The sequence below is a fragment of the Campylobacter sp. W0066.1 genome (assembly GCF_024723635.1).
Classification (GTDB): domain Bacteria; phylum Campylobacterota; class Campylobacteria; order Campylobacterales; family Campylobacteraceae; genus Campylobacter_D; species Campylobacter_D lari_C.
This window is the reverse complement of sequence record NZ_JANQCW010000005.1, coordinates 35,539-53,142: the sequence shown is the minus strand read 5'-3', so window position 1 is coordinate 53,142 and position 17,604 is coordinate 35,539. Positions and strand designations below refer to the sequence as shown.

22 protein-coding genes and 1 pseudogene are annotated in these 17,604 nt (G+C 30.5%); 19 read left to right on the top strand and 4 right to left on the bottom strand.

The window, feature by feature from the left end:
- Nucleotides 1-57: 57 nt before the first annotated feature.
- The 13 genes and pseudogenes from rpmE to purF all read left to right on the top strand — a co-directional run bounded on the left by rpmE (nt 58) and on the right by purF (nt 10,168).
- Nucleotides 58-258 carry a 50S ribosomal protein L31 gene (rpmE, locus tag CAMP18497_RS03105; protein ID WP_012662118.1) on the top strand — a complete coding sequence of 67 codons (201 nt, stop codon included), beginning with the start codon at nt 58-60 and terminating at the stop codon, nt 256-258.
- Nucleotides 258-1,076, top strand: a complete 819-nt coding sequence (rsmI, locus tag CAMP18497_RS03100) for a 16S rRNA (cytidine(1402)-2'-O)-methyltransferase (protein WP_337212436.1) — start codon at nt 258-260, stop codon at nt 1,074-1,076. Before rpmE ends, rsmI begins: the two co-directional genes overlap by 1 nt.
- A 19-nt stretch (nt 1,077-1,095) precedes the next feature.
- Nucleotides 1,096-1,776 carry a 23S rRNA (guanosine(2251)-2'-O)-methyltransferase RlmB gene (gene rlmB, locus CAMP18497_RS03095; RefSeq protein WP_263692565.1) on the top strand — a complete coding sequence of 227 codons (681 nt, stop codon included), beginning with the start codon at nt 1,096-1,098 and terminating at the stop codon, nt 1,774-1,776.
- Nucleotides 1,769-2,644, top strand: coding sequence for a hypothetical protein (locus CAMP18497_RS03090; RefSeq protein ID WP_337212435.1), 876 nt, complete (start codon nt 1,769-1,771; stop codon nt 2,642-2,644). The genes rlmB and CAMP18497_RS03090 overlap by 8 nt, the downstream gene beginning before the upstream one ends.
- Nucleotides 2,638-3,444: a hypothetical protein gene (locus CAMP18497_RS03085; RefSeq protein ID WP_337212434.1), complete on the top strand. Its 807-nt coding sequence runs from the start codon at nt 2,638-2,640 to the stop codon at nt 3,442-3,444. Before CAMP18497_RS03090 ends, CAMP18497_RS03085 begins: the two co-directional genes overlap by 7 nt.
- 11 nt (nt 3,445-3,455) lie before the next feature.
- Nucleotides 3,456-4,658: pseudogene (locus CAMP18497_RS03080) on the top strand (LL-diaminopimelate aminotransferase).
- A gap of 1 nt (nt 4,659) precedes the next feature.
- The gene (locus CAMP18497_RS03075) at nt 4,660-5,913 is read left to right on the top strand and encodes a homoserine dehydrogenase (protein WP_337212433.1); all 1,254 of its coding nucleotides are present in this window, start codon (nt 4,660-4,662) and stop codon (nt 5,911-5,913) included.
- Nucleotides 5,913-6,251, top strand: a complete 339-nt coding sequence (locus tag CAMP18497_RS03070; protein ID WP_039619300.1) for a YraN family protein — start codon at nt 5,913-5,915, stop codon at nt 6,249-6,251. The genes CAMP18497_RS03075 and CAMP18497_RS03070 overlap by 1 nt, the downstream gene beginning before the upstream one ends.
- Before the next feature lie 51 nt (nt 6,252-6,302).
- Nucleotides 6,303-6,617, top strand: coding sequence for a thioredoxin (gene trxA / locus CAMP18497_RS03065; RefSeq protein WP_039619298.1), 315 nt, complete (start codon nt 6,303-6,305; stop codon nt 6,615-6,617).
- Nucleotides 6,618-6,734: 117 nt separating this feature from the next.
- Nucleotides 6,735-7,673, top strand: a complete 939-nt coding sequence (trxB, locus tag CAMP18497_RS03060; protein WP_337212432.1) for a thioredoxin-disulfide reductase — start codon at nt 6,735-6,737, stop codon at nt 7,671-7,673.
- A gap of 63 nt (nt 7,674-7,736) precedes the next feature.
- The gene (locus CAMP18497_RS03055) at nt 7,737-8,027 is read left to right on the top strand and encodes a PepSY-like domain-containing protein (RefSeq protein ID WP_337212431.1); all 291 of its coding nucleotides are present in this window, start codon (nt 7,737-7,739) and stop codon (nt 8,025-8,027) included.
- 71 nt (nt 8,028-8,098) lie between these two features.
- Nucleotides 8,099-8,827 carry a 4-hydroxy-tetrahydrodipicolinate reductase gene (gene dapB / locus CAMP18497_RS03050; protein WP_047208648.1) on the top strand — a complete coding sequence of 243 codons (729 nt, stop codon included), beginning with the start codon at nt 8,099-8,101 and terminating at the stop codon, nt 8,825-8,827.
- Nucleotides 8,828-10,168 carry an amidophosphoribosyltransferase gene (gene purF / locus CAMP18497_RS03045; protein ID WP_337212430.1) on the top strand — a complete coding sequence of 447 codons (1,341 nt, stop codon included), beginning with the start codon at nt 8,828-8,830 and terminating at the stop codon, nt 10,166-10,168. It begins immediately after the preceding gene.
- Between the two features lie 3 nt (nt 10,169-10,171).
- Here purF and CAMP18497_RS03040 read toward each other — a convergent pair whose 3' ends face one another.
- From CAMP18497_RS03040 to ilvE, 4 genes are read right to left on the bottom strand one after another with little or no spacing between them, the layout of a single operon-like run.
- Entirely contained in the window at nt 10,172-10,702 is a 531-nt protein-coding gene (locus CAMP18497_RS03040; protein ID WP_263677342.1) for a DUF2393 domain-containing protein, read from the bottom strand.
- The gene (locus CAMP18497_RS03035) at nt 10,703-11,239 is read right to left on the bottom strand and encodes a DUF2393 family protein (protein ID WP_337212429.1); all 537 of its coding nucleotides are present in this window, start codon (nt 11,237-11,239) and stop codon (nt 10,703-10,705) included.
- 15 nt (nt 11,240-11,254) lie between these two features.
- Nucleotides 11,255-12,325 carry a prohibitin family protein gene (locus CAMP18497_RS03030; RefSeq protein WP_039619283.1) on the bottom strand — a complete coding sequence of 357 codons (1,071 nt, stop codon included), beginning with the start codon at nt 12,323-12,325 and terminating at the stop codon, nt 11,255-11,257.
- A gap of 12 nt (nt 12,326-12,337) precedes the next feature.
- Entirely contained in the window at nt 12,338-13,252 is a 915-nt protein-coding gene (gene ilvE / locus CAMP18497_RS03025; RefSeq protein WP_012662102.1) for a branched-chain-amino-acid transaminase, read from the bottom strand.
- Between the two features lie 97 nt (nt 13,253-13,349).
- On the opposite strand from ilvE, the gene CAMP18497_RS03020 reads away from it, so the two are divergent.
- From CAMP18497_RS03020 to clpX, 6 genes are all read left to right on the top strand, one after another.
- The gene (locus CAMP18497_RS03020) at nt 13,350-13,556 is read left to right on the top strand and encodes a tautomerase family protein (RefSeq protein ID WP_039619281.1); all 207 of its coding nucleotides are present in this window, start codon (nt 13,350-13,352) and stop codon (nt 13,554-13,556) included.
- Entirely contained in the window at nt 13,553-14,014 is a 462-nt protein-coding gene (bcp, locus tag CAMP18497_RS03015; RefSeq protein ID WP_263684011.1) for a thioredoxin-dependent thiol peroxidase, read from the top strand. Before CAMP18497_RS03020 ends, bcp begins: the two co-directional genes overlap by 4 nt.
- Complete coding sequence (locus CAMP18497_RS03010; RefSeq protein WP_257942018.1) at nt 14,008-15,081, top strand: epoxyqueuosine reductase QueH; 1,074 nt, start codon at nt 14,008-14,010, stop codon at nt 15,079-15,081. The genes bcp and CAMP18497_RS03010 overlap by 7 nt, the downstream gene beginning before the upstream one ends.
- Before the next feature lie 68 nt (nt 15,082-15,149).
- Complete coding sequence (gene fabZ / locus CAMP18497_RS03005) at nt 15,150-15,590, top strand: 3-hydroxyacyl-ACP dehydratase FabZ (protein ID WP_263728649.1); 441 nt, start codon at nt 15,150-15,152, stop codon at nt 15,588-15,590.
- On the top strand, nt 15,590-16,381 hold the full coding sequence (gene lpxA, locus CAMP18497_RS03000; protein WP_337212460.1) for an acyl-ACP--UDP-N-acetylglucosamine O-acyltransferase: 792 nt from the start codon (nt 15,590-15,592) through the stop codon (nt 16,379-16,381). The genes fabZ and lpxA overlap by 1 nt, the downstream gene beginning before the upstream one ends.
- Complete coding sequence (gene clpX, locus CAMP18497_RS02995; protein ID WP_039619273.1) at nt 16,374-17,603, top strand: ATP-dependent Clp protease ATP-binding subunit ClpX; 1,230 nt, start codon at nt 16,374-16,376, stop codon at nt 17,601-17,603. The genes lpxA and clpX overlap by 8 nt, the downstream gene beginning before the upstream one ends.
- Nucleotide 17,604: the final 1 nt, after the last annotated feature.

The window sequence follows — 17,604 nt, the reverse complement described above, 5'->3', positions numbered from 1 at the left end:
ATTTTTTATATAAAAATCTATATAATTACGCCTTAATGTTTTGAAAAAGGATAAATAATGAAAAAAGAAATTCACCCAGAATATGTAGAATGCAAAGTTAGTTGTGCTTGTGGAAATTCTTTTACTACTAAGTCAAATAAACCAGAAATTAAAGTTGATATTTGCTCAAGTTGTCATCCGTTTTTTACAGGTAGTGAAAAAATCGTAGATGCTGCGGGTCGTGTAGAGAAATTTAAGAAAAAATACGCAATGCAATAATGTTATATTTTATTCCTACACCCATAGGAAATTTAAACGATATTTCTTTTCATTCTTTAGAAATTTTACAAAAATGCAAACTCTTTTTATGTGAAGATACGAGAGTTTGCAAATCTTTAGTCCATCTTCTTAATGAAAAATTTAATTTAGAAATAAAACCTGATAAATATCTAGCCTTGCATACTCATAACGAAAAAGATTTTTTAGCAAAAATAGATGGCGATTTTTTTGAACAAGATATTGCATATTTAAGTGATGCGGGTATGCCAGGTATTAGCGATCCGGGGCAGTTTTTAATTGAATATGCCATTAAAAATAATATTGATTATGAAGTCTTGGCAGGGTCAAATGCTGCTTTACTTGCATTAGTTTCAAGCGCGTTTTGTAAAAAAGAATTTATTTTTATGGGTTTTTTGACTAATAAAAATCCCCAAAGACAAAAAGATATTGAAAATTTAATGCTTAATCCTTATCCTAGTATAGTTTATGAAGCACCCACTAGAATACTTAATTTAGTAGAAGAAATTAGTAAAATTGATCCTTTAAGAGAAATTTTTATCATAAAAGAAGCAACAAAGAAATTTGAAACTAAATTTAGAGTAGGAGCCTTAGAGGTTTTAGAAAAATTAAAAACAATGGATTTGCGCGGTGAATGGTGTGTAGTCGTAAGTGCTAAAGAAAAGCAATTTCATCAAAATACCTTGTGTGAGCAAGATATTTATGAACTTGATTTGCCTTTAAAAACAAAGGCAAAACTTCTTTCAAAAATCAATGCAAAATCTCCAAAAGAAAATTATCAAAAACTGCTTTTAAGTTGAATTTGGTTATTATTTAAAAATGATAGTTTATGGTAAGCAAGTGTTTTTTTATATCTTAGAAAAGCACAAAGAAAAAATTAAAGAAATTTATTTAGCAAAAGAATGTGAAAAAGCTGATTTTTCAAAAATAGCAAAAGCTTCAAAAAAAATTAAAAAGCTTGATTTTAAAACCGCACAAAGCTTAGCAAGAGGTGGAAATCATCAAGGTTTTTTAATGGAAATCGATGAGTTTGAATTTAGCTCTTTTGAAAGTTTAAAAGAAAAAGATTTTATAGTTATTTTATATAATATTAGCGATGTTGGAAATATCGGAGCTATCGTGCGTAGTGCTTATGCTTTGGGTGCTGATGGGGTTATTTTGGTAGCTAAAAGTGTAGCTATGGATGGAGTAATCCGTGCAAGTAGTGGGGCGGCTTTAGATATGAAAATAGTTTTAAATGATGATATTTTAAGCATGATAAATGAATTAAAACAAAAAGGTTTTTATATCTATGCTAGTGCAAGCGGAGGTAGTGATATACATACTATCAAGGCCAAAGATAAAAAAGTTTTGATTATGGGAAGTGAAGGTTTTGGCATAGCGCCAAAGGTGCTTAAAAAATGCGATGAGTGCGTAGGTATAAAAATGCATAATGATTTTGATAGTTTAAATGTAAGTGCAGCATTTGCAATACTTTGCGATAGGATGAAAAATGGATAGTTGGAAAAAATTAGAAGATTTAAATTTATTAGAAGTTCAAAAAAGAACACAAATAGAAATAGCTTGTCTTGAATATATCATTAAAAAAGATTTTAAGTCTTTATCTCGCTTTAATGTAAATGGTTTTATTAAAATTTTACAAAGAGAGTATGAGCTTGATTTTTCTAATTTTTTAGAAGAATATCATGCTTATTTAGAGGAAAATGGTATTGAGAAAAAAAATCATGTGTATATTTCACCTAGAATGAACTCATATACCAAAGAAAGTTCGAGTGTATGGTATATTGTGATTATAGTAGTAGTGCTTTTGATAGTGGCTTTAGCTTGGGGTGTTTCAAGATTTTTCCAAAGTTCTACACTAGATGAGAATACTACTAACGTATTAAATCAAGAGCAGGTTGTTTTAGAAGAAAAAGTTGATGAAAATGAAACCCCAATTGTTAATTTTTTTGCTGATGATGTTATAGAAAATAATGAAACAAATACAACTATTTTAGAGCCAATAGATGAGAGTAATAATACTATAGAAGAAACATTAGAGGATAATGCTAGTTTAAATATGCCTGAAGAAAATATGGTTTTGCTTAAAGAAAGTATTATAAAACCAAGTGCAGAGCTTTGGCTTGGTATGGTGGATTTAAAAACTTTTAGAAAAAGTTCTTTAACTATTAAAAACGATTATGTTTTATCTTTAGATAAAGATATGCTTATTACCACAGGTCATGCTGCTTTTAGTTTGAATGATGAAAATAACAATACTTTAGAGTTTAAAAATGGTGTGTCTAAGTTTTTAATGATTAAAGATGGTAAAATTAAACAAATTACAAAAGCTGAGTTTATAAAAGAAAATAGAGGAAAATTATGGTAAGAATTTTAATATTTTCCATTTTTTTTACTCTTAATGCTTTTGCACTAAGTGCTTTAGAAGTTGCTAAGCATATTGTTAATGATAATTCTAAAGATGCAAAATTAGAGCTTTTATTTGCAAGAAATGATTATAAAGATGAGCGTGGAAATGTAGATATTTACACTATTTCTCAAATTTTAAAAACAAATTCTTTGGCAAATTTTATATTAAATGAGCCAAAAACTTTAACTTTTAGTTTTAAAGCCCAAGCTGATTCTGTTTTATTTTTTAAAACGATTAATGATACTTTAAACGAGCTAGGCTATGTGTATTTTATACCAACTGAGTTAATTTTAAGAGAAAATTATATTACTTATAAATTAGCTGTAGATTCTCAGTATATGCTTGATCCGGGAGTTTTTTATAAGGCTTTATTAGGTAGTTCTGTTTTTATTAAAGATATTTCTAAAATTTCAGAGCTAAATTATGAATATGAGCTAGATTTTTCAAAAGCAAAACCTAAAGTTAATACTCAAATTCCGCTAAATACTATTACTCAATTAAATAAACCTTTAAGAGAATATATTATTGACTTGCAAGGTGCAAAAAGTATGGAGCTTAGTGCACACAATCTTGATTCTTGGTTTTGTAAAATTCAGTTTTTAGATAAAAATTTAAATTTTATTCAAGGTGTAGAAAATACACACAAGCAAAATGAAGTAAATGTAAATATACCATTGGGTGCAAAATATGCTATTATGGGGGATATGTTTAGCCTTGATAACATAAAAAGGGGTTTAAAAATTTACTTAAGACGCTAAAAGGATGGACGATGTTTGAAGAAATTCATTTTAATACCATAGAAAGACTTCCAAATTATGTTTTTGCTGAAGTTAATGCGATTAAAATGGCAGCAAGAAGAGCAGGGGAGGATATAATAGATTTTTCTATGGGAAATCCTGATGGCAAAACTCCTCAACATATCATAGACAAGCTTTGCGAAAGTGCAAATAAAGACAAAACTTCAGGGTATTCTGCTTCGAGTGGAATTTATAAACTAAGACTTGCAATTTGTAATTGGTATAAAAGAAAATACGATGTTGATTTAGATCCTGAAAGTGAAGTAGTTGCAACGATGGGTTCTAAAGAAGGCTTTGTAAATTTAGCAAGAGCTGTTATTAATCCAGGAGATGTAGCTATTGTGCCTACACCTGCTTATCCTATACATACTCAAGCTTTTATCATAGCAGGTGGTAATGTAGCAACTATGAATTTTGATTTTAATGAAAATTATGAATTAAACGAAAATACTTTTTTTGAAAATTTACAAAAAACACTACATGAAAGCATTCCGCGTCCAAAATATGTAGTAGTAAATTTTCCGCATAATCCTACAACAGTTACAGTGGAAAAAAGTTTTTATGAGAGATTGGTTGCTATGGCAAAAAAAGAAAGATTTTATATTATTTCTGATATTGCCTATGCGGACTTAACTTTTGGTTCTTATAAAACTCCTTCTATTTTTGAAGTTGAAGGTGCTAAAGATGTAGCAGTAGAAACTTATACACTTTCAAAATCTTATAACATGGCAGGTTGGCGTGTGGGTTTTGTGGTGGGTAATAAACGCTTAATTGCGGCTTTGAAAAAGATTAAATCCTAGTTTGATTATGGTATGTATACTCCTATACAAGTTGCTGCTACTATAGCTTTAGATGGAGATCAAACTTGTGTTGAAGAGATTAAAGCAACTTACGCAAGAAGATTAGAAGTCTTGCTTGATTCGTTTTTTCAAGCAGGATGGGAGCTAAAAAAACCTAATGCAAGTATGTTTGTTTGGGCAAAACTCCCTCAAAGTAAGGCTCATCTTGGTAGTATGGAATTTTCTAAACAGCTTTTGCAAAAAGCAAATGTAGCAGTAAGCCCTGGAGTTGGCTTTGGCGAAGCGGGCAATGAGTATGTTAGAATAGCTTTAATAGAAAATGAAAACCGTATTCGTCAAGCAGCAAGAAATATAAAAAAATATTTAAGAGAATAAAATGAAAATAGCGATTTTAGGCTATGGCACGGTAGGAAGTGCCGTTGTAGAAACTTTGTTAAAAAATCAAGATTTAATCAAAGCAAGATGTGATGAAGAAATTATTCCAGTGATTGCTTTAGCAAGAAATCCAAAACCAAATGCATTAATTCCTGTGGTTAATGATATTGATGAAGTTTTAGAGCGTGAAGATATTGATGTATTTGTGGAGTTAATGGGTGGTATTGATTTACCTTTTGAGATAATTTCAAAGATTTTAAAAAGAAAAAAATCAGTAGTAACTGCTAATAAAGCTTTGCTTGCTTATCATCGTTATGAGCTTGAAAAATTAGCACAAGATACGGCTTTTGGTTATGAAGCAAGTGTGGCAGGTGGAATTCCTATTATTAAAATTTTAAAAGAGGGCTTGAGTGCTAATAATATTGTTTCTATTAAAGGCATTTTAAATGGCACAAGCAATTATATTTTAAGTAAAATGACTGAAGATAATGCTAAATTTCAAGAAGTATTAAAAAAAGCTCAAGATTTAGGATATGCCGAAGCTGATCCTACTTTTGATATAGAAGGATTTGATGCTGCACATAAGCTTTTAATTTTAGCAAATATTGCCTATGGATTAAGAGTAAAACCTGAAGATATCTTGATTGAGGGTGTTAGTAAGGTAAGCGATGAAGATATTTATTTTGCAAAGGAATTTGAATACACCATAAAGCATTTGGGTATTGCTAAAATAAAAGATGAAAAAATAGAACTAAGGGTTCATCCTGCTATGCTTAGTAAAGATAAAATACTAGCAAAGGTTGATGGAGTGATGAATGCTATTAGTGTTGATGGAGATATTTTGGGTGAAAGTTTATATTATGGCCCAGGAGCAGGTGGCAAGGCAACCGCAAGTGCTGTTATAGCTGATTTAATCGATATAGCAAGAAAAGAAAAAAATAGTGCTATTTTTGGATATTTAAATGATACTTCTTATAAGCTTTTAAATAAAGATGAAATTTATACAAGATATTATTTAAGATTAAAAGTATTAGATAAAATAGGGGTATTATCAAAAATTACACAATTAATGAGCGAACATCAAATTTCAATCGATACTTTTTTACAAAAGCCAAAAAAAGAAAAGCAAGATTATAGTACTTTATTTTTTATCACTCATCAAACTTATGAAAAAAATATACAAATTTTAATTCAAAAACTTAGAGAACAAGAATTTGTAAAAGATGATGTTTTTATGATGAGAATAGAAGATTAATGGCTTTATTGCAGTATCTTTTTGGTAAAAAAGGAGAGGATTTAGCATGCGAGTATTTAAAAACTCAAGGTTTTGAAATTTTAAAAAGGAATTTTCATTCTAAATTTGGAGAAATTGATATCATTGCTAAAAAAGATAAAATTTTACATTTTGTTGAGGTTAAAAGTACGCAAGGAGATTATGAAGTAGCATATAGATTAGATAATAAAAAATACAATAAAATCATCAAAGCTATAGAGTATTACTTTATGAAACACAAAAGTGATGAGAATTACCAAATAGATTTACTTTGTGTATATAAAGATGATATAAAACTTTTAGAGAACATTGGCTATTAAGAGAATATTTATTCTAATTTAATAAAATGTGAAAAAATAAAGGAGAAAAAAATGGGAAAATATATTGATTTAACTACAGAAAATTTTGCACAAGCAAAAGAAGGCGTAGCTTTAGTAGATTTTTGGGCTCCATGGTGTGGACCTTGTAGAATGCTTGCACCAGTAATAGATGAGCTTGCAAATGATTTTGATGGTAAGGCTAAAATTTGTAAAGTAAATACAGATGAGCAAGGCGATTTGGCTGCACAATTTGGTGTAAGATCTATCCCAACTATCATTTTCTTTAAAGATGGCGAAGTGGTTGATCAGCTAGTGGGCGCTCAATCAAAACAAGCTTTAGCAGACAAACTAAACTCACTTTTATAATCTTAAGCCACTTTTTGTGGCTTTTCTTCATATTTTTTACTATTTAATAATTTTTATTATTTATAATTAAAGAAAAATTTGTATAATACCTATAAATAAAACTACAAGGAAAATATTATGTTAGATTTAGCTATTATAGGTGGTGGCCCTGCGGGTTTAAGTGCCGGTTTGTATGCTACTAGAGGTGGATTAAAAAATGTTGTAATGTTTGAAAAAGGTATGCCTGGTGGGCAGATTACTTCAAGTTCAGAAATTGAAAATTACCCTGGAGTTGCTCAAGTTTTAGATGGAATTTCTTTTATGGCTCCTTGGAATGAACAGTGTATGCGTTTTGGTTTAAAACATGAAATGGTAGGTGTAGAGCAAATTAGCAAAAATGCTGATGGAAGTTTTAATATAAAATTAGAAGGTGGTAAAAACGAACAAGCAAAAGCTGTAATTGTATGTACAGGTTCTACACCGCGTCGTGCTGGTTTTAAAGGCGAAGATGAGTTTTTTGGTAAAGGTGTAAGTACTTGTGCAACTTGCGATGGATTTTTTTATAAAAATAAAGAAGTAGCTGTTTTAGGTGGGGGTGATACAGCTTTAGAAGAAGCATTGTATCTAGCTAATATTTGCTCAAAAGTATATTTAATCCACAGAAGAGATGAGTTTAGAGCAGCACCTTCAACAGTTGAAAAAGTAAAAAATAATGACAAAATAGAATTAATCACAAATGCAGTGATTGATGAGGTTTGTGGCGATAATATGGGTGTTAATAAAATTAAAATAGCATTTAATGATGGCTCTAAAAGAGAGCTTGATGTACCTGGAATATTTACCTTTGTTGGATTAAATGTAAGAAATGAAATCTTAAAACAAGATAATGGTGAGTTTTTATGTGCCATGGAAGAAGGCGGTCAAGTGAGTGTAGATCTTAAAATGCAAACTAATATTGCAGGATTGTTTGCAGCAGGTGATTTAAGAAAAGATGCGCCAAAACAAGTAATATGTGCAGCAGGTGATGGAGCGGTTGCAGCACTTAGTGCTTTAGCTTATATTGAAAGTTTGCATTAATCTTCACATAAATTTCACAAAAACTAATTAAGATTCTCCTATAAAAATTAAGGAGAATCTAAAATGAAAAAAATACTAACTCTAAGCATGGCTTTAGCACTAATGGCTAGTGCAAATATTACACAACAAAATACTAATTCATATCAACAAAATATGCCTCAACATAATCCTTATGCGCAAAATTATTATGGACTTTCTAAACCTATTATGGATAAAATTCAAAGTTCTTTTCCTGGAGCTTTTATTGTAGATGTAGATTGGGAAGAATTTGGATATGAAATTAAATTAAGCAATAATATGGAAATGTTTTTTGATAGAAATGGAAATTTTTTAGGGCAAAAATGGGATGATTAACTAAAAGCGTTATTTGCTTTTAAATAAATAAACGCTACAATTTTCCAAATTCTAAAAAGGCAGATTTTAAAATGATTAATATTGGAATTCATGGAAGTAATGGGCGTATGGGTACTCAAATAAGACTTTGCTTAGAAGATGATGAACAGGCAAAGGCTAGTGCGTTTTTTGATCAAGGATCAAATTATGAAGATTTTTTTAATAAATGTGATGTAATTATTGATTTTTCTACTCCAAAGGGTTGTGAGGATTTGCTTTTATACGCAAGAAGTAATCCTAAGCCTTTGGTGATAGGTACTACAGGTTTAGATGCTAAGCAAAATGAATTGATGCAAAGTGCAAGTATTACTATGCCTATTCTTTATGCAACTAATATGTCTTTAGGTGTGGCGATTTTAAAAAAACTTTCTTATTTAGCTAGCGAGGCTTTGAGAGATTTTGATATAGAAATACTTGAAATGCACCATAATAAGAAAAAAGATGCTCCAAGTGGTACTGCGATGACTTTAGCACAAAGTGTTGCAAAGGCTAGAAATTTAGACTTAGAAAAAGTTAGAGTAAGCGGTAGAGATGGGATTATTGGGCAAAGAAGCAAAGATGAAATTGCAGTGATGAGTTTAAGAGGTGGTGATATAGTGGGTTCACATAGGGTTGGTTTTTACAATGAAGGTGAATTTATAGAGTTAAACCATACGGCCACTTCAAGAGCTACTTTTGCAAAAGGTGCAATAAAATGTGCAAAATGGCTAGTTTCTCAAGAAAATGGCTTATATGATATAGATGATTGTTTAGGAATTTAAATGTGTGCAGTAGTTGGAGTAATTAATTCAAAAAATGCAAGCACGGTGGCTTATTATGCTTTATTTGCAATGCAGCACCGTGGACAAGAAGCAAGTGGGATTAGCGTAAGCGATGGTTTAAATATCAAAACTCATAAAGCTAAAGGTGAAGTAGGACAAATTTTTAATACACAAATTCTAGCAGGATTAAAAGGCGAGATAGCTATAGGACATAATCGTTATTCTACTGCAGGAAATTCTTCTTTGCATGATGCCCAACCTGTTGCAGCTACTTGTTCTTTGGGAGATATTTCTTTGGTGCATAATGGAAATTTGATTAATAAAGAAGAAGTTAGAAAAGAGCTAATTGATAATGGTGCTATTTTTCACTCAAATATGGATACAGAAAATGTGGTACATTTAATAGCAAAAAGTAAAAAAGAAACTTTAAAAGATAGATTTATAGAAAGTTTAACTCAAAGCAAGGGAGCGTATTGCTTTATGCTTGCTAGCAAAAATCAACTTTTTGTAGTAAGAGATCCTTATGGGGTTAGACCTTTATCTTTGGGTAGATTAAAAGATGGTGGATATATTGTAGCAAGTGAAACTTGTGCTTTTGATTTGATAGAGGCTGAATTTATCCGCGATGTAAAACCCGGTGAAATGCTAGTTTTTACTCAAGGTAGTGATGAGTTTGAAAGTATTCAAGTTTTTGATAAGATAGATCCAAGAATTTGTGCATTTGAATATATTTATTTTGCTAGACCTGATAGTATTATAGAAGGTAAAAGTGTATATGAAGTGCGTAAAAAAATGGGCGAAGCCTTGGCTAAAAAATTTAAAGAAAAAGTAGATTTTGTAGTGCCAGTTCCAGATAGTGGTGTGAGTGCTGCTATAGGTTTTGCACAGTATTTAAAAATTCCACTTGAAATGGCAATAGTGAGAAATCATTATGTTGGAAGAACTTTCATAGAACCAACTCAAGAAATGAGAAATTTGAAAGTAAAATTAAAACTCAATCCTATGAAAAAAGTTTTAGAAGGCAAAGATATAGTGGTGATTGATGATAGTGTGGTAAGAGGAACAACTTCTAAAAAAATCATCACGCTTTTAAAACAAGCAGGTGCAAGAAAAATCCATTTGGCTATAGCATGCCCAGAAATTAAATTCCCTGATATTTATGGTATAGATACGCCTACTTTTGAAGAGCTAATCTCAGCTAATAAAAGTGTTGAAGAGGTTAGAGAATATACAGGCGCAGATAGCTTGACTTTTTTGGATATTAATGAATTAGTTTCAAGTATAGGCGATGAAAGAAAATATTCTTTGATTAGTTTTGATGGGGATTATTTTATTAAATAATTCCTATTTGCATTTTAATTGTTTAAAAATTTTATAACTTTGAAAATGAGGTGGTAACCCCACTTCAAATGAAAAATCTTTATAAGTATGCCCTGGTAGATTTTTTGCGATATTAATATTATATGAAGCATCTCTTTGTTGTTGGCTTGCTCTTTTGATACTATCAAAATTTTGTTGATTAAAAATTTCACCACTTACTTCATGTTTTTTATTGTCATCGATTATTCTAAGTTCTAAAAAACATTCTGAAAGCTTAAAATTAGTATCGTTGGTAATTCTACCTTTGACTATAATACTTTCTGTTGCTAAGCGTCTGTAGGTTGAAAAATTACTCAAACTTGCTTTTTTGGTATATTGATCTATAGTTAATAGCAATGAAATGGTCAAAATCAAGGCGAGTATAAAACTCACTATGCAAAAAATAATCATATATTTTTTATTTTGAACTTTTAAGTAAAGTAAAACCCAAGTTAAACCTGTAGAAGCTAGCATAATGAAAATGATTAGAATATGAAAAAAAGTAAAATATCCCATTTAAAAACACTTTGAATGAATTTCGATGTCAAATTTTTGACCTTCTTTAAAATCGGAAAATTTAGTTTTTAAATTAATAGTTTGGTTGGGGTTTATTGTTTTTTCTATAATGGTAGATTTGCTTCTTAGAGGTTTTATAGTGTGTAATAAATTTTTAAAAGTGCTATTATCATCACTTTTTTTAAAGACTTCTACTTTTAATTTACAATATTTAAAACTTTTTTTAGAAGTGTTTGTTAAGCTATAATCAACGCTGAGCGAGTTGTCGTATACAAAAAATTGAGCATTATCTAAGCTGGTTATTCTTGATCTAACTTTAGTATCAATTAAAAAATATCCTAAATACGCAATACTAGTTGAGCATAAAATTCCTAAAAAAATAACCGTAAAAGCAAAGGCAGGTTTATTTCTAATAATTAAAGCAATAAATAAAGTGATAATGAAAAAAAATATAACCAAAGCCATTAGTAAAAAATCAATCAAGTGCAAATGAGTGGTATAAAAAATCATTTGCTCTCGAATGTGCTGGGCGTTCATTATCACTCTTTAATTTTAGTTTGCTACCGAGCTTGTTCTTTTGCTATCTTTACTATCAACCCAAATATTTGGCACAGCTCCACCAGGTGTTAAGAAAATTTTGGCATCTTTGTTAACTTTAAGTGCTTCGTTAAACTGTTTTTGAGTTTCAATTTGTTTTAAATCAAGCAAAGGATTATTTAAACTTTTTGCTATTTCTCTATTTGAATATGCTTGCGCATCAGCTTCTATTTTAACCGCACTTGCTCTACCTTTAGCGCTAATGATGGTTGCATTTGCCTCCCCTTCAGCTAAAGCTGCTTTTTTAAGTGCTTCTTGGTTAGCTCTTTCTACTTCGTATTTAGTTCTTTCAGCCTCTTGTTTGGCAATTTGTACTCTTTCGATTTGTTCTTTTACTTTTATAGGCAAGATGATCTCTCTAAGCTGAACTGCTTGAAGCTCAGCAGGCTCATTTGGTTGACTTTCTATAGTTTTTCTAATGCCTTGATCAATTTGCACGGCTATGGTGTTACGATTTGTTGGAAGCTCTTCTGCGGTATATTGACCTACCACATTTCTTACCACATCTCTTACAACCGGATCAATGATTTTATTTTCCCAATTAAGCCCCCAAGTAGCTATGGTTTGAGGAACTTGCAAAGGATTTAATCTATATTGAACGGTTACATCAATAGATACAGGCAAACCTCTTGAATCAAGTACCGAAATACTATTTTTATTTACAACTCCTGAGCCTATTTGTAAATTTTCATTTACGCCTTCAATAGAAGCATAATTAATTTGTCTTACTCTAGTATCTACTATAGTGATTTTTTGCAATACTGGCATAAAAAAATGAAGTCCTGGTTCAAGCGGAGTAGGGCTGTATTTACCCGTGGTAGATTTGATCCCCATTTCTCCTGAATTAACTATTGCAAAAGGTTTAAAAAGTGCAAAAACTAAAATAATCGCAATCGCACTATAAATTAATGGAGAAAATTTTCCAAAACCTTTGAAGTTAAATTCAGGAGCTTTGAAATTTAAATTTTGCTTATTGTTGTTTTGATTGTTTTTTTTGTTAAAATAATCATTCAAATCAGCTGGCATTTAGTTCCTTTGTTAAATATAAGTTAGCATAGAAGCGTATTTTTCATTGCGTCCATAAACTATATCAAAATACGCATTTTGGAGCTTTGTTGTTAGCTCACCTCTTTTTCCATTTCCTATAATTCTTGCGTCAATATTATTTATCGGAGTTATTTCTGCTGCAGTTCCTGTGAAAAATGCTTCATCAGCCACATAAACTTCATCTCTTGAAATTCTTTGGCGCACTACGCTTATACCCAAATCATGTGCAATTTTTAAAACAGTATCTTGAGTGATACTTTTTAATGAAAAATCATTTGGTGGTGTGATTAATTTTCCATCTTTAACCATAAAAAAGCACTCGCCTGTTCCTTCTGCTACAAAACCTTCTTCATCAAGCATTAAAGCTTCTTCATATCCTGCTTCTATAGCTTCATATTTAGCCATTTGAGAATTTAAATAATTTGCACTTGCTTTGGCTTTGCCTAGGCTAGATTTTACGCTATTTCTAGCAAAAGAAGAAATTTTAACCTTAATACCTTTTTCTAAGCCTTCTTCGCCCAAATAAGCACCCCATTCCCAAGCAGCAATAGCCACTCTCACAGGAGCTTTAGCATGATAAACTCCCATAGTTCCATCACCCAAAAAGATCAATGGACGCAAATAAGTGTTATTTTGAAAATCATTTGCTCTTAACAGTTCAACTTGCGCATTTTCAAGTTCTTCTTGAGAAAAAGGCGAGTTGATTAAAGTGATTTTTGCAGACTCTAAAAGTCTTTTGGTGTGTTCTTTTAATCTAAAAATTGCTAAACCATTTTGTGTTTTATAAGCTCTTGTTCCTTCAAAAACTGCATTTGCATAATGTAATGAATGTGTTAAAACATGAATTTTCGCATCATCAAAATCAATGATTTTTCCATCCATCCAAATTTTTTTTGCCCTAATCATGAGTAAGCCTTTATTGAAAATAAAACTAATTTTATCAAAAATATACTAATAATTGCTAGAATATAGTAAAATTCTTTATTTAAAGCAAGGAAAAACAATGCCTATTATTAATATCAAACTTGCTAAACCAGAATTTAGCAAAGCGCAAAAAGAAGAGTTGATAGCAGATATTACAGAGCTTTTGCATACAAAATATAATAAGCCAAAGCAAAATATAGTCATAATGCTAGAAGATATTGAACCATATAATATTGCTTTTGGTGGTGAAAGTGTAGAAAAATTAAGATTGAAAGGTAAAAAATGAAAGAATTACAAATTGGTGATAAAGCTCCGGTTTTTGAACTTTTAAATCAAGATGGGGTTAAAATTTCTCTAAGTGATTTTTTGGGTAAAAAAATTATTTTGTATTTTTATCCAAAAGATAATACCCCAGGTTGTACTACACAAGCTTGTGAATTTAGTCAAAGTTATGATGATTTTTTAGGGCAAAATGCTGTGATTATAGGTGTTAGTCCAGATAGTGTGAAATCACATGAAAATTTTATAAAAAAATATGATTTAAAACACACTTTATTAAGTGATGTTGAAAAGGAAATTTGTAAACTTTATGGCGCTTGGGGTTTAAAGAAAAATTATGGAAAAGAGTATGAAGGGCTTATAAGATCTACTTTTGTAATTAATGAGGAAGGAAATATCACAAAAATTTATAAAAATGTAAAAGCAAAAGATCATGCTTTTAAGGTGTTAAAAGAATTATGTTAGTTCATATTTGTTGTAGTGTGGATAGTCATTATTTTATACAAGAATTAAGCAAAGCCTATCCTGATGAGAAAATCATCGGGTATTTTTATGACCCAAATATTCATCCATACAGTGAACATGAGCTTAGATTTTTAGATGTTAAACGCAGTTGTGATAAACTAGGCATTAAACTTTATAAGGGTGAATATGAGTATGAAAAATGGCTTGAGAGTGTAAAGGGTTATGAGGATGAGCCTGAAAAAGGTGCAAGATGTCAAATTTGTTTTGATTTTAGAATGCATAAAAGTGTTGAATTTGCCCAAAAAATAGGAGAAAAAAAACTTACAACAACTCTTTTAACATCTCCTAAAAAAGATTTAGAGCAATTAAAATTAGCATTACAAAAAGAATGTGATAAATTTGGCATAGAGTTTTTAGCACCTGATTTTAGAAAAAATGGAGGCACGCAAAGACAATTTGCCCTAGCAAAGCAAGATATGCTTTATCATCAAAATTATTGTGGATGCATTTATGCACTTTCTAAACAAAAGGGTCAAAAAGCTTTTATAGATGAGCTTATGAGTCCTATTAATAAACAAATATTGCCTTCAAGTATAGAGGAAAAAATCAAATTTTATAACCAAGTAAAAAGTTTAGAAAAAAAAGGCATTAAATTTGAAATTCAAAGGGAGAAATTTTTAAATTATCGTTTGTTAAGAGCTTTGATAAAACAAAATAAACAAGCTATAAAAACTCATGTTTTATTTTACTCACATTTTAAAAATTCTTACACTAAATTTAGTATTTTAGATGAGGGTTTAAAGCATTATAAAAGTGCAAAGGATGAGATTAATTTATGGAGTTTTGATTATTTTAATAGCTTATGTAAAATGCGATTTAAAAATTACGAAGATTTTTTACAAAATCCTTTAAAAATAGAGCAAGAAATCAAAATAAGACAAAAGCATTTTGGTGCTTATGATCTTTCACCGGTAATTATTGTTGAAAATATTATTAAAGGTGCTTATGAATTTATGGCAAAAAGTGAAATTTATTTTGATAGCAAAGAAAAGATTGTGAAGTTATAAAACTTAATTAATTTATTAATATTTTTTTTGTAAAATCTGAATTTTGAATATATTTTAAGGCTAAATTTATGATAGATGTAATGCAAATTCAAAAAATTTTACCGCATAGGTATCCATTTTTACTTGTAGATAAAATCGTAGAATTAAAAAACAAAGAAATTGTTAGAGGTTATAAAAATATTAGTATAAGCGATCATGTTTTTATGGGGCATTTCCCAGATCATCCAATTTATCCAGGTGTGTTAATTTTAGAAGGTATGGCGCAAACTGGAGGGGTTTTAGCATTTGAAAGTATGGATGATAAAGTAGATCCAAGTACTAAGGTAGTATATTTTACAGGCATTGATAATGCAAAATTTAGAAATCCAGTGCGTCCTGGCGATAGACTTGATTATGAAATGAGTGTAGTAAAAAATCGTGGAAATATGTGGATTTTCCAAGGAAAAGCTTTTGTAGATGGACAATTAGTTGCAGAAGCTGAACTTAAAGCTATGATAGTAGATAAATGATGAGCAAAATTCATCCAAGTGCAGTTATAGAAGATGGAGCTATTATAGCAGATGATGTTGTAGTAGAAGCTTATGCTTATGTTGGTAAAAATGCTAACATAGGCGCAAATACTATCATCAAACAAGGTGCAAGAATTTTACCTAATGTAACTATAGGTGAGAATTCGAAAGTGTTTTCTTACGCTATAGTTGGAGATATCCCGCAAGATATATCTTATAAAGATGAGATAAACTCAGGTGTTATTATAGGAAAGAACGCGGTTATTAGAGAATTTGTTACTATTAACTCAGGTACAGCCAAAGGCGATGGCTTTACAAGGATAGGCGATAATGCTTTTATCATGGCTTATTCGCACATTGCGCATGATTGTTCTTTGGGAGATCACATCATCTTAGCAAATAATGCTACTTTGGCAGGCCATGTAGAACTTGGAGATTATACTGTGGTAGGTGGGCTTACTCCAATACATCAATTTGTAAAAGTAGGAGAAGGGTGTATGATAGCAGGTGCTAGCGCACTTTCTCAAGATGTGGTGCCATTTTGTTTGGCTGAGGGAAATCGTGCAAGCATTAGAAGCTTGAATTTAGTAGGCATTAGAAGACGCTTTGATAAAGAAGAAGTGGATGTTTTAAGCAAGGCTTTTAAATTTTTATTCAGACAAGGAAATTTAAAAGATAATGCTTTAAGTTTGCTAGAAAATACTTCTAGTGAAAATGTGAAAAAAATGTGTAATTTTATCTTAGAAACAAAAAGAGGAATTCCTATATATAAGGAAAAAAACCATGGTTAAAAGATGTAGTTTTTGCAATGAAATAGAAACAAGTGAAAGAAGAATTTTAGTAAATGATTATAATAATGCCTTTATATGTGAGTATTGTGCTGAAAGTGCTTGCAATATTTTCTTTGGAGAGGAAAAAGAGCTAAAAAATAAAGAAGTTGATAAAGAAAATTTTAAAGATATAACCCCTAAAGAATTAAAAGCATATTTAGATAAATATGTCATCGGACAAGATAGAGCTAAAAAAATCTTTAGTGTAGGTGTGTATAATCACTACAAAAGACTTTTTAGATCTGACTTAGAAGATGATGATACAGAATTAGCAAAATCAAATATTTTATTAGTAGGCCCAACAGGAAGTGGAAAAACTTTGTTAGCGCAAACTTTAGCTAGATTTTTAGATGTGCCTATTGCAATTTGCGATGCGACTTCTTTAACCGAAGCAGGTTATGTGGGAGAAGATGTTGAAAATATTCTTACTCGTCTTTTACAAGCTGCTGATGGAGATGTGCAAAGAGCCCAAAAAGGGATTATATTTATCGATGAGATAGATAAAATCGCAAGAATGGGTGAAAATCGTTCTATTACAAGAGATGTGAGTGGTGAGGGTGTGCAACAAGCTTTACTTAAAATCATTGAAGGATCTTTAGTAAATATTCCGCCAAAAGGTGGTAGAAAACACCCAAATCAAGACTTTATACAAATAGATACGACTAATATTTTATTTGTATGCGGTGGAGCTTTTGATGGTATTAGTGATATCATTAAAAGAAAACTAGGCGATAATGTCATGGGATTTTTTACTGATGATAAAAAGGATGAAAAAGAAGCCTTGCTTCAAAGATTAGAGCCTGATGATCTAGTGCATTTTGGGCTTATTCCTGAACTTATAGGAAGATTGCATGTGCTTGCTTCTTTAGAAGAACTTGATGAAGAAAGTATGGTGCGTATTTTGACAGAGCCAAAAAATGCTATTATTAAACAATATCAAAAACTTTTTGCTATTGATAATGTGGAATTAAAATTTGAAGATGAAGCACTAAGAGAGATTGCTAAGCTTTCATTAGAGCGTAAAACAGGAGCTAGGGGTTTAAGAAGTATTATTGAAGAGATGATGGTAGATTTGATGTTTGATTTGCCAGAGTATAATGGATATAGCATAGTAATTACTAAAGAAGTGATCAAAGAAGGTGCAAAACCTTTATTTATAAAAAATAAAAAAGTTAAAGGCTGAG